15 protein-coding genes and 2 pseudogenes are annotated in these 12,993 nt (G+C 63.9%); 13 read left to right on the top strand and 4 right to left on the bottom strand.

What is annotated here, in order from left to right:
- Both AVHM3334_RS22700 and AVHM3334_RS22695 read left to right on the top strand, forming a co-directional pair.
- A pseudogene (locus AVHM3334_RS22700) lies at window positions 1–123 on the top strand (IS630 family transposase); the annotation flags it as partial.
- 306 nt (window positions 124–429) lie between these two features.
- The gene (locus AVHM3334_RS22695; protein ID WP_284415723.1) at window positions 430–1,260 is read left to right on the top strand and encodes a transglutaminase family protein; all 831 of its coding nucleotides are present in this window, start codon (window positions 430–432) and stop codon (window positions 1,258–1,260) included.
- On the opposite strand, the gene AVHM3334_RS22690 is transcribed toward AVHM3334_RS22695, so the two are convergent.
- Window positions 1,241–1,441, bottom strand: a complete 201-nt coding sequence (locus AVHM3334_RS22690) for a hypothetical protein (RefSeq protein ID WP_284415725.1) — start codon at window positions 1,439–1,441, stop codon at window positions 1,241–1,243. The genes AVHM3334_RS22695 and AVHM3334_RS22690 overlap by 20 nt on opposite strands.
- Before the next feature lie 8 nt (window positions 1,442–1,449).
- On the opposite strand from AVHM3334_RS22690, the gene AVHM3334_RS22685 reads away from it, so the two are divergent.
- From AVHM3334_RS22685 to AVHM3334_RS22665, 5 genes are all read left to right on the top strand, one after another.
- Window positions 1,450–2,958: a protein adenylyltransferase SelO gene (locus AVHM3334_RS22685; RefSeq protein ID WP_284415722.1), complete on the top strand. Its 1,509-nt coding sequence runs from the start codon at window positions 1,450–1,452 to the stop codon at window positions 2,956–2,958.
- Window positions 2,955–3,368: a peptide-methionine (R)-S-oxide reductase MsrB gene (gene msrB / locus AVHM3334_RS22680; RefSeq protein ID WP_284415721.1), complete on the top strand. Its 414-nt coding sequence runs from the start codon at window positions 2,955–2,957 to the stop codon at window positions 3,366–3,368. The genes AVHM3334_RS22685 and msrB overlap by 4 nt, the downstream gene beginning before the upstream one ends.
- Window positions 3,369–3,401: 33 nt before the next feature.
- On the top strand, window positions 3,402–3,965 hold the full coding sequence (locus tag AVHM3334_RS22675; protein ID WP_284415720.1) for a septation protein A: 564 nt from the start codon (window positions 3,402–3,404) through the stop codon (window positions 3,963–3,965).
- Window positions 3,962–4,234, top strand: a complete 273-nt coding sequence (locus tag AVHM3334_RS22670; protein WP_284415719.1) for a BolA family protein — start codon at window positions 3,962–3,964, stop codon at window positions 4,232–4,234. Before AVHM3334_RS22675 ends, AVHM3334_RS22670 begins: the two co-directional genes overlap by 4 nt.
- A 67-nt stretch (window positions 4,235–4,301) precedes the next feature.
- Window positions 4,302–5,087 (top strand): peptidylprolyl isomerase, encoded by a 786-nt coding sequence (locus tag AVHM3334_RS22665; protein WP_284415718.1) that lies wholly within the window; start codon window positions 4,302–4,304, stop codon window positions 5,085–5,087.
- 110 nt (window positions 5,088–5,197) lie between these two features.
- Here AVHM3334_RS22665 and AVHM3334_RS22660 read toward each other — a convergent pair whose 3' ends face one another.
- Window positions 5,198–5,974 carry an acetyltransferase domain-containing protein gene (locus tag AVHM3334_RS22660; protein WP_284415717.1) on the bottom strand — a complete coding sequence of 259 codons (777 nt, stop codon included), beginning with the start codon at window positions 5,972–5,974 and terminating at the stop codon, window positions 5,198–5,200.
- A gap of 36 nt (window positions 5,975–6,010) precedes the next feature.
- Here AVHM3334_RS22660 and AVHM3334_RS22655 point away from each other — a divergent pair, with 36 nt between their 5' ends.
- Window positions 6,011–6,355 carry a helix-turn-helix domain-containing protein gene (locus AVHM3334_RS22655; RefSeq protein ID WP_284415716.1) on the top strand — a complete coding sequence of 115 codons (345 nt, stop codon included), beginning with the start codon at window positions 6,011–6,013 and terminating at the stop codon, window positions 6,353–6,355.
- On the opposite strand, the pseudogene AVHM3334_RS22650 reads toward AVHM3334_RS22655, so the two are convergent.
- Window positions 6,329–6,909 (bottom strand): annotated as a pseudogene (locus tag AVHM3334_RS22650) (helix-turn-helix domain-containing protein). The gene AVHM3334_RS22655 and the pseudogene AVHM3334_RS22650 sit on opposite strands and share 27 nt — an antisense overlap.
- Window positions 6,910–7,016: 107 nt before the next feature.
- On the opposite strand from AVHM3334_RS22650, the gene AVHM3334_RS22645 reads away from it, so the two are divergent.
- From AVHM3334_RS22645 to argA, 3 genes are all read left to right on the top strand, one after another.
- Window positions 7,017–7,262, top strand: a complete 246-nt coding sequence (locus AVHM3334_RS22645; RefSeq protein WP_284415715.1) for a hypothetical protein — start codon at window positions 7,017–7,019, stop codon at window positions 7,260–7,262.
- A 1-nt stretch (window position 7,263) separates the two neighbouring features.
- Window positions 7,264–7,620, top strand: coding sequence for a hypothetical protein (locus AVHM3334_RS23975; RefSeq protein WP_349816643.1), 357 nt, complete (start codon window positions 7,264–7,266; stop codon window positions 7,618–7,620).
- A gap of 102 nt (window positions 7,621–7,722) precedes the next feature.
- A complete protein-coding gene (argA, locus tag AVHM3334_RS22635; RefSeq protein WP_284415714.1) occupies window positions 7,723–9,069 on the top strand; it encodes an amino-acid N-acetyltransferase in 1,347 nt (448 codons plus the stop codon).
- Window positions 9,070–9,156: 87 nt separating this feature from the next.
- Here the strand turns inward: argA and bla are convergent, their stop codons facing one another.
- Window positions 9,157–10,080 (bottom strand): class A beta-lactamase, encoded by a 924-nt coding sequence (gene bla, locus AVHM3334_RS22630; RefSeq protein ID WP_284415713.1) that lies wholly within the window; start codon window positions 10,078–10,080, stop codon window positions 9,157–9,159.
- Between the two features lie 129 nt (window positions 10,081–10,209).
- Here bla and AVHM3334_RS22625 point away from each other — a divergent pair, with 129 nt between their 5' ends.
- Together AVHM3334_RS22625 and trhO are read left to right on the top strand one after the other, a co-directional pair.
- Window positions 10,210–11,088, top strand: coding sequence for a LysR family transcriptional regulator (locus tag AVHM3334_RS22625; RefSeq protein WP_284415712.1), 879 nt, complete (start codon window positions 10,210–10,212; stop codon window positions 11,086–11,088).
- Between the two features lie 53 nt (window positions 11,089–11,141).
- Window positions 11,142–12,836, top strand: coding sequence for an oxygen-dependent tRNA uridine(34) hydroxylase TrhO (gene trhO, locus AVHM3334_RS23970; RefSeq protein WP_349816642.1), 1,695 nt, complete (start codon window positions 11,142–11,144; stop codon window positions 12,834–12,836).
- Window positions 12,837–12,993 lie beyond the last annotated feature (157 nt).

The raw sequence follows: 12,993 nt of genomic DNA, 5'->3' as shown, positions 1-12,993 counted from the left end.
TTGCGAAAGGGGGAGAAGCTCAAGGAGCGTGTGGATGCGCAGTTGCAGTCGGTGGCTGAAGATCCTGCACTCATCAGGTCATTCTTCAGACACCCATCTGTCGCCTATATTTCTGACTTGTGAGTAACTGCGACCCTGTCGGGAGGGGGTGCTTTTGACTCAACTTGCGCTTCCGGTGCAGCATGAGCTTTGTCATTCGATCAAGGCTCAGCGCGCCTACAGCTTGAAAACACCATCAAAGTTACGTATGGCCATGCATGTATTGTTGATTAATAAATAGTTAATATTTAATCGATCTTATCGGCAAAAAACCGGCGCTCTCCGCTTAACATCCGCCCCGACAAAAAACGAAACGGGGAGGTTTTAATGAGCACAAGACTTGCGGCCAGATGCGTGCACGTCGGCAACGCACCTGCCTTGGCGCCGGCCATGGACAAGATCGAGATGGCAGGCACAGGCATTTACACGCGCTATGGCAGCGAAGCCAAACGCGGCGGTGCATTGCCAGATGAAAACCGAAACACTATCCAAAAGATGTTGGAGGCGCCAGAGGCCAGCATCGATCTGTCCACAGCCAAATTGGTCATCGACCGAATGATGGACCCCAGTGTCGATGTCGATGCGACATTGGAACAACTGGACGAAATGGCGCGAGGGATTCGAAAAACTCTGCCTACAGGGGCTTCCAAACGACTGGTCTTGGACGCCTTGCGTTTTCATATCTATCAGCCCAATGAATGGAATGGACGGCGGCCATTTCAATACGACCTGGAAGATCCTTTTGGACGCGTTATCAAAAACAAACTGTTGTCCAATTACCTCAGCAACAGAAAGGGCAACTGTGTTTCGATGCCGTTGCTGTTCATCTTCTTGGGCCAGCGCTTGGGGCTGGACGTCAGCCTAGCTGCTGCCCCCAACCATCTATTCGTGCAATGGCGAGACAGCGACGGCAAGTTGTACAACCTGGAAACGACCAGCGGCGCCGGGTTCACGCGCGATGCCTGGCTGCGCCAGCAGTCCCCCATGACCGATATCGCTTTGAAATCTGGGATTTACATGCGGCCCATGTCCAAGAAAGAGGCCATTGTCACCATGGCCGAAACGCTGATGGCGTTTTATGAAAAACAAAATGAACCCTATCGGCATGCCGCCATGGCTCATTTTTTGTTGAAATACAGTCCCAATGACATCTGTGCGCTTCTGAATTTGGGCTCTATGCCGTTTCGAGTGGCACTTGACCTCAGAGAACATGCGGCGTAACGCCGAGCCCAATCGGGGCAGCAGGAGCAAAGGGATTGGTCGGCAGATCCTTGAGCTTGGCCATGCGCAGGTAGGCGATGGCGATGAAGTTGCGCACAGTCCTGAAGCTGCCGCCGGCGACAGGCAATCGGCACAGGCCCCAAGCCCCCTTGCCGAGCGTGGCAAAGCGGGTCGGAGACAATTCGGCGCATGAACGCTTCCCTTCCCTCCTCTGCGATGGCGCCTGCGTCCGGCCTGGAATGGCGCAACGGCTTTGCAGACCTGGGGCCCGATTTCTTCACCGAACTGGTTCCCACGCCGCTGCCGTCACCGCATTGGGTGGCGACCAGCCCGGATGCCGCGCAGCTTCTGGGCGTGTACCCCGAGTGGCTGACGTCGGACGCCGCTTTGCAGGTGTGCTCGGGCAACGCGCTATTGACGGGCATGCGGCCGATGGCCACGGTGTACAGCGGCCACCAATTCGGGGTCTGGGCGGGGCAGCTGGGCGATGGCCGCGCCATCTTGCTGGGCGAGACCGCTGGCGGGCTGGAGGTGCAACTCAAGGGCAGCGGCCGCACGCCGTATTCGCGAATGGGTGATGGCCGCGCCGTGCTGCGCTCCAGCATCCGCGAATTCCTGTGCAGCGAAGCCATGCATGCGCTGGGCGTACCCACCACGCGGGCGCTGGCGCTCACGGGCTCGCCCGCGAAGGTGCAGCGCGAAGAGATCGAAACCGCTGCAGTCGTCACCCGCCTGGCGCCGAGCTTCATCCGCTTCGGGCATTTCGAGCACTTCGCGGCGCGCGACATGCTGCCCCAGCTGCGCGCCCTGGCCGACTACGTCATCGACCGCTACTACCCCGCATGCCGCGCGCACGGTGCGAGCGGTGTGCATGGAGGCAATCCCTATGCGGCATTGCTGCAGGCCGTGAGCGAGCGCACCGCCGCGCTGCTGGCCCATTGGCAGGCGCAGGGCTTTTGCCACGGGGTGATGAACACGGACAACATGAGCATCCTGGGACTCACGATCGACTACGGGCCTTTCCAGTTTCTGGACGCCTTCGTGCCAGGGCATGTGTGCAACCACAGCGACACGCAGGGCCGCTACGCGTTCAACCGGCAGCCGAACGTGGCGTACTGGAATCTGTTCCGCCTGGGCCAGGCGCTTTTGCCGCTGATCGAAGACGTGGCGCTGGCACAGGCTGCGCTGGAGTCGTACCAGACGGTGTTCCCCGCCCAGTTCGTGCAGCGCATGCGCGGCAAGCTGGGGCTGGCAGATCTTGGCTCGGCAGATGCCCAGGCGGGCGACGCCACGCTGGTGGACAGTCTGCTGAAGCTTCTGGCCGAAAGCGGCGTGGATTACCCGATCTTCTGGCGCCGCCTGTCGCACGCGGTGGCCGGCGGAAACTTCGAGCCTGTGCGCGACCTGTTCATCGACCGGGATGGCTGGGACGCCTGGTTGCTATCATATTCAGAGCACCCGGCACAATCAGATCGACGGCAGGCGGCCGATTCGATGCTCCAATGCAATCCGAAGTTCGTACTGCGCAACCACCTGGGCGAGCAAGCGATCCGCGCGGCCGAGCAAGGAGACTTCACTGCGCTGCACACCCTGCAGGCGCTGCTGGCCAAACCCTTCGACGAACACCCGGGCCACGAAGCCTGGGCCGACTTCCCACCCGACTGGGCTTCCTCCATCGAAATCAGCTGTTCATCATGACCTTTCCCATCAAGAAGACCGATGCCGAATGGCAGGCCCTGCTGCAGAGCAAGGGCGCCGAACCCTCGGCTTGGCAAGTCACCCGCCATGCCGCCACCGAGCGGCCCTTCACCGGCAAGTACGAAGCCCATTGGGCGGACGGCAGCTACCACTGCGTGTGCTGCGGCGCGAAGCTCTTCGACTCGGGAACGAAGTTCGACGCGGGTTGCGGCTGGCCCAGCTTTTCCGAGGCCGTGCCGGGCGCGATCCAGGAAATCGTCGACCGCAGCCACGGCATGGTCAGGACGGAAACGGTTTGTGCACAATGCGGGGCGCATCTCGGCCATGTCTTCGAAGACGGCCCTGCCTCCACCGGCCTGCGCTACTGCATGAACTCCGCATCGCTCGATTTCGAGCCCGGTGCTTCCTGAACGGCGGCAACGCCCGCCAACGCTCCAGCCCCCATGAAACTGCTGATCGACTTCTTCCCCATCATCCTGTTCTTCGCGGCCTTCAAGCTGTGGGGCATCTATACCGCCACGGCCGTGGCCATCGTGGCCACCGTGCTGCAGATCTGCTACCTGCGCTACAAGAACGGCAAGGTCGAACCCATGCAGTGGATCAGCCTGGGCGTCATCGTGGTCTTCGGCGGCGCCACGCTGCTGTCGCACAGCGAAACCTTCATCAAGTGGAAGCCCACGGTGCTGTACTGGCTGATGGGCTCGGCGCTGCTGATCGGGCAGCTGTTTTTCCGCAAGAACCTGATCCGATCTTTGATGGGCGCGCAGATGGAACTGCCCGACGCCGCCTGGCGGGCCGTGAACTGGAGCTGGACCGGCTTTTTCGCGGTGATGGGCCTGGTGAACCTGTGGGTGGCCTACCAGTTCGACACCGACACGTGGGTCAACTTCAAGCTGTTCGGCGGCATCGGCCTGATGGCGGTTTTCGTGATCGGCCAGGCCGTGTTCCTGAGCCGCTATATGAAGGAAGACGACGGAAAAACCGCCGCCAAGGACATCCAGCCATGACCGCCGCGCTGGCGATCACGGCCGAGGCCATGGCCCTTCGTTTGCAGGAGCGGCTGTCGCCCAGCACGCTCGAAGTGCTGGACGAAAGCGCCGCGCACGCGGGGCATGTGGGGGCCAATGGAACCGGTTTCGGCACCCATTTCCGGGTGCGGATTTCGTCACCTTTGTTTACAGGCAAACCGCGCGTTGCGCAACATCGCCTTGTGTATGATGCGCTGCAAGAATTTATTGACCAAGGGGCTCACGCCCTGGCCATTGAAGTTCTTTGATCCGGCCCTATCTGTCGGACTTGCGGTCGAACTGCCCGCAACTCATTTCCTTTTTGTGGACTCCCCAATGAAGAAAAAGCTCTTGTCCGGCCTCGTGGCCGCTGCCGTGCTGGGCGCGACGGTGTTTCCCGCCTACGCTCAAAACATCGCCGTCGTGAACGGCAAGGCGATTCCCAAGGAACGCGCCGAAGCCTTGAAGCAGCAAGTGGAACGCTCCGGCCGCCCCATGACCCCTGAGATCGAAGGCCAGATCAAGGAAGAAGTCATTGCCCGCGAAATCTTCCTGCAGGAAGCGCAAAAGCGCGGCCTGGAAGCCTCGCCCGACTACAAAACCCAGATGGAACTGGCACGCCAGACCATTCTGATCCGCGAACTCTTCGCCGATTACCAAAAGACCAACCCCGTCACCGACGCCGAAATCCAGGCCGAGTACGACAAGTTCCTGGCTGCCAACACCGGCAAGGAATACAAGGCAAGCCATATCCTGGTGGAAAAGGAAGATCAGGCCAAGGCCATCATCGCTTCCATCAAGAAGGGCGGCAAGTTCGAAGACATCGCCAAGAAGCAATCGAAGGACCCTGGATCAGGCGCCCGTGGTGGTGACCTGGACTGGGCATCCCCCAGCAGCTACGTGGCCGAGTTCACCGAAGCCCTGGTCAAGCTGAACAAGGGTCAAATGACCCAAACACCGGTCAAGACGCAATTCGGCTGGCACGTCATCCGCCTGGACGACGTGCGCGAAGCCAAGCTGCCCAAGCTGGAAGAAGTGAAGCCACAAGTGGCCCAGCAACTGCAGCAGCAGAAGCTGGCGAAGTTCCAGGAAGAACTGCGCGCGAAGGCCAAGGTCGAGTAATCGACTGGGCAGGCAGGCACGGCAGCGATGCCGAAGCCTGCGAACTTTTCATCCAACGCGGCCTTGTGCCGCGTTTTGCGTTTATGGCTGCCCTGGGATGAAAACTGTCTTCAGAGCCAGGACACGGCCATCAGCACGCCGATCATGACCGGCTGGTGCAGCATGTAATAGCGCAGACTCCAGCGGCCCAGCACGGAGAGCGGCGCAAGCCCCCGGGGCAACGGCCTTGCCATCCATTGCAGCCGATTGCGCAGCACCCATTGGCCGCACGCCAACCCCCACCACATCACGCCGAGCCAGGGCAGCACGGGCACATAGTCTTCCGTGAACGGCTTGCGCGAGATCAGCCCCAGCCAGTTGAGCGCGGTGCCATTGAACATAGCGGCCCACGCAGTCAACGGCCCCTGCGTCAACGCCCATGCTGCCAGGTGAGGCATCGCGATCGCAACCGCTCCTGCCGGCCAAAGCCACCCGCCCCACCCTGCCGTCAGCCTTGCAACGATGAGCATGACCGCCATGCCGTGCAGCACACCGAAATGGATGAAGCTGCGCGGAAACATCAGGTATGACCCTGCCGTGACCAGCAGCGCACAACCTGCGATCTGTGACCAGCGCCGAAAGAATCGCTCCCACCCCAACCCCTGGTGCCACGCCAGGGCCTGCCCCAGGCCTGCGCAGAAAAGGAAAAGCCCCACGATGGCGGTGCGCTGCAGGGTCCAGAAGGGATCGGCTCGAAAGTTCTGCGGCCAGAACCCGAAATGGCTCAGGTCGAAGCAGAAATGAAAGACCGTCATCCAGACCATGGCCACGCCACGCAGCGCATCGACGCCCTCCATGCGGGCACTGCTGCGCGGAAAGGGGATGCGCGACAAAAACGAGGGTGGCATTGTGGAACGTTCTGGAACGACGATTGAAAGAAGCGATTGTCCGTTGGCCGGATCAGTTCAGTTCATGACCGAGAAGTCAATCGAGCACACGTCCTGTCGTGCCTGGATCGCGGGATTCCAGAGGCTCAGATCCTGGCAGTTCTGGGAATCGGGCGTACATCGCTGTGGCGAACGCGATCGGCGTATCTGCAAGGCGGCGTGGAACTCGCTGTTTTCGATGTCGCGCGCTCCGGCAGGCCGGCGCAGTACGACACGGATGCCCAGGCGCGAGTGACGGCACTGGCCTGCTCCAGTCCACCTGCAGGCAAGCAGCGGTGGACGATCGTGGAGCTTGAACGCGCTGCGCGCTTGGAGCTAGTGTCCCGTCCCGCTGATAAGTGAGCAAAGTCGATGCAGCTTTTCGAGCATCGAATCCGCGGTGGCGGTCCACCTGAAGGGTTGGCAGTTGGCGTTGTAGGCGGTGACGAAGTGGTCGATGCGTTGGACGAGTTGCTTGACGCTGGTGAATGATCCCCGGCGAATGGCCTTGTCCGTGAGTAGCGTGCGACGCTGGACTTGGAGATGCCCGTCTCGGCGGCCACCGTACGCACGCTCCAGTGCGTGGAGCCATCGGCCGGCTTGGTGTGCAGCGTCGTATTGATCAACCTTGCCACGCGCTCGTCGTCGATGGTGCGCGGCTTGCCGGGGCGAACGTCGTCGTACAGCCCAGGGATGCGTCGCTCGATGAACCGAGCGCGCCACTTGCCGACCGTGGCATTGGTCAGCTTCAGTCTCTCAGCAATGGCGTTGTTGGGCTCACCATCGGCACTGCTCAGAACGATGCGAGCCCGATTGCTCAGCGCAGCAGGCAGCGAGCGGCTGCGGGCAAAGGATTGAAGCTGCGATCGCTCCTCGTCAGAGAGCGCCAACTCGACCTTCGGTCTGCCCATTCTCATCGCGGTATCTCCGGTTCCAACATACCTCAATGGCATGCACGATTAATGCCAGAAAATAACGGGACGGGACACTAGCCGGGGCTTTTTGCTTTCAGGAATCGCACGCAATGAATGCACAGAAACGTTCCCGCGCCTTCCAGCAAGGCCGGGTCAAGGCCTTGTGCCGCATGAAGCAGCCGATGGTGCTGCACCTTGAAACCAGCGCACCTCCGCGCAACCCCGTGGTCCGCGCGCTCGCGGCGCGCGGCACCAGCGCCGCCGCCGGCAAGCACATCCGCACGCAGGGCGCGCAACGCCGTGCAGACCGCATGGCACTGCAGCGCACCCTGCGCCGCGGCGACACCACGGATTGAAATGAAGAAGATCGATATGGACATGACAACCCTCCCCGCAGCCGCCCTGCCGCCGCTGCACTTCGAGCTGGCCGAACGCCAGCAGCGGCTCGCGGGCGCCGCGGCCCAGCTCAAGGCCGAACTGTTCGGCATCGACGAAGTGATCGACCGGGTGATCGACAGCGTGCGAGCCTGGTACGTCTTGCCCCAGTGCATTACCCGGCCCGTAGATGGTGGCACTGATGCGGGACTGCGCCATCACCCTTGCCGCCCCGGACCCTCAACCGGGCGGCGAAGAGGGATTGGTGCTGGAGCCCTTCGCGGCGCGGTGGGCGAATTTTCGCGAGGGTTCCAATGCGCGGGACGGGGGATGACCTGAAAACCGCCCGTGGCATCCTTCGTCCGACCACGCAGGGCGCCCCCCAACTTATCATTCCAGCCTGCGCCGTCCTTCCACTCCTGCCTGCCCTTGCTGCCGCCCATGTCCGCTGTCTTCAATTTCACCTTCGTTCCCTGGTTCCGCTCGGTGGCGCCGTACATCCACAAGTTCCGCCACCAGACCTTCGTGATCGGGCTCACGGGCGAGGCCATCGCGGCCGGCAAGCTTCAGGCCATCGCGCAGGACCTGGCCATGATCCAGGCGATGGGCGTGAAGATCGTACTGGTGCATGGCTTTCGACCACAGGTGAACGAGCAGCTCGCCGCCAAGGGCCACGCCGAAAAGTATTCGCATGGCATTCGGGTGACCGACTCGGTGGCGCTGGACTGCGCACAGGAAGCCGCGGGCCAGTTGCGCTATGAGATCGAAGCGGCGTTCAGCCAGGGGCTGCCCAACACGCCGATGGCCGGCTCCACGGTGCGGGTGATCTCCGGCAACTTTCTGACCGCGCGGCCCGTGGGCATCGTGGACGGGGTGGATTTCCAGCACTCCGGGCTGGTGCGCAAGGTGGATGTGGCGGGCATCCGGCGATCCCTCGACATGGATGCACTGGTGCTGCTGTCGCCCTTCGGCTTCTCGCCCACCGGCGAGGCATTCAACCTGACCATGGAAGAAGTGGCGACCTCGGTGGCCATCGCGCTCAAGGCCGACAAGCTGGTGTTCGTGTGCGAGGTGCCGGGCATCCGCATGAACCCCGACGAACCCGAGAGCGACGACAACCCCATCGACACGGAACTGCCCCTCGCCCAGGCCCGGCAGATGCTGGCCCGCGTGGCGCCCAGCCAGCGCCCGACCGACACCGCCTTCTACCTGCAGCACTGCGTGAAAGCCTGCCAGAACGGCGTGGAACGCAGCCACATCATTCCGTTCGCGGTGGACGGTGCGCTGCTGCTGGAGATCTATGTGCACGACGGCATCGGCACCATGGTGGTCGATGAAAAGCTGGAGGAACTGCGCGAGGCCACGCCCGATGACGTGGGCGGCATCCTGCAGCTGATCGAGCCGTTCGAGAAAGACGGCACGCTAGTCAAGCGCGATCGCACCGAGATCGAACGCGACATCGCCAACTACACCATCATCGAACACGACGGCGTGATCTTCGGCTGCGCCGCGCTCTACCCCTACCCCGAAGGCAGCACGGCCGAAATGGCCGCGGTGACCGTATCGCCGCACAGCCAGGGCACGGGCGACGGCGAAAAGCTGCTCAAGCGCATCGAGCAGCGGGCACGGGGCATGGGCCTGACCAGCCTCTTCGTGCTGACCACGCGCACGATGCACTGGTTCATCAAGCGCGGCTTCCAGCCGGTGGACCCCGAGTGGCTGCCCGAGGCCCGCAAGCGCAAATACAACTGGGACCGGCGCAGCCAGGTGCTGGTCAAGAAGCTGTAGCGCAACCTGCAGCACGTTGCGGCAGCGCCGCACTCAACCGGCGCTGTGAAGGCAGGGCCGCCCGGCAGCCCGCCATGGTGCTCTGCCTCAAGCAGCAATCGCTCGCGCCACCTGCCGCGCCACCTCGGCAATCGTGGCGTCCCGCTTCTCGGGCGCGGTCGTCGTCTGCGTGATGTAGCAGGTGACGACGATGGGCGCGCCGCCGCCCGGGGGCCACAGGACGCCGATGTCGTTGGAAGAACCCTGGTTGCCGGTGCCCGTCTTGTCGCCCACCCGCCAGCCCGGCACGCCGGCCCGCAGCCGCTTGTCGCCGGTCTTGGTGCCGACGATCCATTCGACCAGTTGGGCGCGCGAAGCCGGCGAGAGCGCATCGCCCAGCGCCACCTTGCGCAGGGACTGCAGCATCGCCAGCGGCGTGGTCGTGTCGCGGGGATCACCCGGCTTGGCTTCGTTCAGCGTGGGCTCGGTGCGGTCGAGCCGCGTCACCGCATCGCCCAACCCGCGCACGAAAGCGGTGTAGCCCTGGGGGCCGCCATGGCGGGCCAGCAGCAAGTTGGCGGCCGTGTTATCGCTCAGGGTGACGGTCGCCTCGCACAATTCGCCCACCGTGATGCCCGTTGCTCCGACGTGCTTTTCGGTCACTGGCGAATAGGCCACGAGCGCCGACGGTTCGAAGTGCACCCTGCGGTCCAGCGCCTCTTGCCCCCGGTCCACGCGCTCCAGCATCCAGGCGGCCAGCAGCAGCTTGAACGTGCTGGCCATGGGAAAGCGCTCGTCCTGACGCCAGCCCAGCGAGAGGCCCGAACCTGTGTCGAACATGGACACGCCCAACCGCGCCTGGCGGCCTTCCAGGCTGGATTCGAGCTGTTGCATGGCAGCCTGCCACGCCGCATGGCGAGGACCGGGCTGATCGGCGGGTACCGCTGAATGCGCGGGCCTGGCCCACAAAACGGCGCTCGACGCAGCGGCCACCGCAGCGAAAAGATCAAAGGAAAACTGGCGTCTTTGCATGGTGAGATTCGATGAGTGGGTGAGTGAAGGCCTGAACGATAGAGGCATGCCGCCCACAGCACCATCGACAATAATCGGGACGAGCCCCAAGAAAAACTGCTTGCTCCCTTCCCTACATCCTCCCACCCCATGCATTTGCCGCTGAACGCCCTGCGCGCTTTCGAAGTGTCCGCGCGGCACTTGAACCTCACCCGCGCTGCGCAAGAGCTGTGCGTGACGCAGACCGCGGTGAGCCAGCACATCCGCAACCTGGAAGAGCGGCTGGGCAAGCCCCTTTTCCGGCGGCTGCCGCGCGGCCTGGCATTGACGGACGAAGGCCTGGCACTGCTGCCCGTGCTGGCCGATGCCTTTGGCCGCATCGCCGGCGCGCTGGAGCAGTTCAGCGACACCCGCCCGCGCGAAGTGCTGACCGTCGGCGCGGTGGGCACCTTCACCGTGGGGTGGCTTCTGCCTCGTCTGCGCGAGTTCCAGCAAGCCTGCCCGTTCGTGGACCTGCGCCTGCTCACGCACAACAACCGGGTGGACATCGCGGGCGAGGGGCTGGACTGCGCCATCCGGTTCGGGGATGGCGCCTGGCACGGCACCGAGGCTGATCGCCTGCTGGAAGCGCCGCTGTCCGCCATGTGCGCGCCCTCCATCGCGCCCCGGCTGCGGGTGCCGGCCGATCTGGCGCGCGAATCGCTGCTGCGCTCGTACCGTGCGGACGAATGGGCCGCCTGGTTCAGTGCGGCCGGCGTGCCTTGCCCGCTGGTACGGGGCACGGTGTTCGACTCGTCGCTGGCCCTGGCCGAAGCGGCAGCGCAGGGCGCGGGCGTGGCGCTGCTGCCGGTGCGGCTCTTTCAACGCGAACTGCAGCAGGGCCGCCTGGTGCAGCCTTTCACCACGCACATCGCACTGGGCGCGTACTGGCTCACCCGGCTGAAATCCCGCACGCCCAGCAACGCGCTGCAGGTTTTTCGCGAGTGGCTGCTGGCCGCCTGCAGCGACATGCCGGCGCCGCGCACCTGACACGACTTGCCTGTATTTGCGCCCTGCGATCCCCCCGCTATCATCGCCACCCCATGCCCGAGATCCTCACCGCCGCCCTCTACCATTTCGTCGATCTGCCCGACTGCGCCGCGCTGCAATCGCCGCTGCAGTCCGTGTGCGAAACCCACGGGGTGCGGGGCCTGCTGCTGCTGGCCCCAGAGGGCATCAACGGCACGATCGCGGGGGATTCAGCAGGGGTGCGGGCAGTGCTGGACTGGCTGCGCGCCGACGCCCGCCTGGCCGGCCTGCGGCACAAGGAGGCGCTGGGCGACCGCATGCCGTTCTACCGGATGCGGGTGCGGCTCAAGCGCGAGATCGTCACCCTGGGGGTGACCGGGCTCGACCCCGCGCGCAATGCCGGCACCCATGTGCCGCCGGCCCAGTGGAACGCGCTGATCGACGATCCCGAGGTGGTGGTGATCGACGTGCGCAACGATTACGAGGTCGGTATCGGCAGCTTCGCGCGTGCGATCAATCCACGCACGCGCAGCTTCACGGAGTTCCCTGCATGGGTGGAGCAGCAACGCGCACCGGGCGGCGTGCTGGCGCACAAGCCCAAGGTGGCCATGTTCTGCACGGGTGGCATCCGGTGCGAAAAATCCACGGCGCTGCTCAAGTCGCAAGGCTTCGACGATGTGTTCCACCTGGAGGGCGGCATCCTGCAGTATCTGGAGGATGTGCCCGCCGAGGACAGCCGCTGGCATGGCGATTGTTTCGTTTTCGATGAACGGGTGTCGGTGGGCCACGGTCTTTCCACCGGCCGGCACCAGCTGTGCCGATCGTGCCGCATGCCGTTGGGCGAGGCAGAACTGGCATCGCCCCAATACCGGCCCGGCGTGAGCTGCCCCTATTGCCATGGCACGCGCACGCCGGAGCAAGAGCGCGCACTGGCCGAGCGCGAGCAGCAGATGGCGCTGGCGCGAGAGCGCGGTCAAGCGCACATCGGCGCGCGCCAGGCCAACACCCTCGCCGCGGACGCGGCCGAACCCGAAGAGCCACCACAGGCACTACAGGCCCCACGGGCGGTGCCATCCGATGGCCTGCCGGTGCTGTACTCCTTTCGCCGCTGCCCGTATGCCATGCGGGCGCGCATGGCCATCGCCGCGAGCGGACAACTCTGCGAACTGCGCGAAGTCGTGCTGCGCGACAAGCCGCAGGCGCTGCGCGATGCATCGCCCAAGGCCACCGTGCCGGTGCTGGTACTGCCCGATGGCTCGGTGCTGGAGCAGAGCCTGGAGATCATGCGCTGGGCGCTTTCAGGTGATGACCCGTTGGGATGGCTGGCCATGGACCGCGCAACGGCCGAAGATGCCGATGCGCTGATCGCCACCTGCGACGGGCACTTCAAGCACGCACTGGACCGTTGCAAATACCCCGGCCGTTATCTGGACGCGCCGGATGAGCCTTCGCAGCAAGCGGCCTCGACGCCCTATGGCATCGCGTCGGCCTGCCTTGCACATTGGGACGCGCGGCTGGCCCGGCACGCTTTTTTGTGCGGACCGCAGCCCACGCTGGCCGATGTGGCCCTGATGCCGTTCGTGCGGCAATACGCAGGCATCGATGCCGATCGCTGGCAGGCCGAGCCCTGGCCCCATCTGCGCGCTTGGCTGGCCGCCTGGGAAGCCAGCGAGGTGTTCACCCAGGTGATGGGCAAGACGCCGCCGTGGGTACCGGGAACACCGGGCCCTGTGTTTCCTTCTGCCCGTTTCACGGCAATTGCCGCCTGAAACGCCCATGAAAAAGGCGCCCGGTCGGGGCAATGCCAGTAAGTTAAGCAAAGGCCCTTCGGGGCCTTTGTTGTTTGTACAGTGCAGGCTTGATCAATCGAGCTTTGACCATAGAGGTCAAGCGATAGCCAATGCTGCTGCAAGAGTACCTGAGCGA

Origin of the sequence: Acidovorax sp. SUPP3334 (genome assembly GCF_030159055.1) — a bacterium.
Taxonomy (GTDB): Bacteria; Pseudomonadota; Gammaproteobacteria; order Burkholderiales; family Burkholderiaceae_C; genus Paracidovorax.
The sequence above is the reverse complement of the archived record's forward strand: the minus strand, read 5'-3'. Positions and strand labels throughout refer to the sequence as shown.

What these genes read in the sequence shown, in the direction of transcription:
- AVHM3334_RS22695 (WP_284415723.1), top strand. Translation starts at nt 430, where the DNA reads ATGGACAAGATCGAGATGGCAGGCACAGGCATTTACACGCGCTATGGC.
- AVHM3334_RS22685 (WP_284415722.1), top strand. Translation starts at nt 1,450, where the DNA reads ATGAACGCTTCCCTTCCCTCCTCTGCGATGGCGCCTGCGTCCGGCCTG.
- msrB (WP_284415721.1), top strand. Translation starts at nt 2,955, where the DNA reads ATGACCTTTCCCATCAAGAAGACCGATGCCGAATGGCAGGCCCTGCTG.
- AVHM3334_RS22675 (WP_284415720.1), top strand. Translation starts at nt 3,402, where the DNA reads ATGAAACTGCTGATCGACTTCTTCCCCATCATCCTGTTCTTCGCGGCC.
- AVHM3334_RS22670 (WP_284415719.1), top strand. Translation starts at nt 3,962, where the DNA reads ATGACCGCCGCGCTGGCGATCACGGCCGAGGCCATGGCCCTTCGTTTG.
- AVHM3334_RS22665 (WP_284415718.1), top strand. Translation starts at nt 4,302, where the DNA reads ATGAAGAAAAAGCTCTTGTCCGGCCTCGTGGCCGCTGCCGTGCTGGGC.
- AVHM3334_RS22660 (WP_284415717.1), bottom strand. Translation starts at nt 5,974, where the DNA reads ATGCCACCCTCGTTTTTGTCGCGCATCCCCTTTCCGCGCAGCAGTGCC.
- AVHM3334_RS22645 (WP_284415715.1), top strand. Translation starts at nt 7,017, where the DNA reads ATGAATGCACAGAAACGTTCCCGCGCCTTCCAGCAAGGCCGGGTCAAG.
- AVHM3334_RS23975 (WP_349816643.1), top strand. Translation starts at nt 7,264, where the DNA reads ATGAAGAAGATCGATATGGACATGACAACCCTCCCCGCAGCCGCCCTG.
- argA (WP_284415714.1), top strand. Translation starts at nt 7,723, where the DNA reads ATGTCCGCTGTCTTCAATTTCACCTTCGTTCCCTGGTTCCGCTCGGTG.
- bla (WP_284415713.1), bottom strand. Translation starts at nt 10,080, where the DNA reads ATGCAAAGACGCCAGTTTTCCTTTGATCTTTTCGCTGCGGTGGCCGCT.
- AVHM3334_RS22625 (WP_284415712.1), top strand. Translation starts at nt 10,210, where the DNA reads ATGCATTTGCCGCTGAACGCCCTGCGCGCTTTCGAAGTGTCCGCGCGG.
- trhO (WP_349816642.1), top strand. Translation starts at nt 11,142, where the DNA reads ATGCCCGAGATCCTCACCGCCGCCCTCTACCATTTCGTCGATCTGCCC.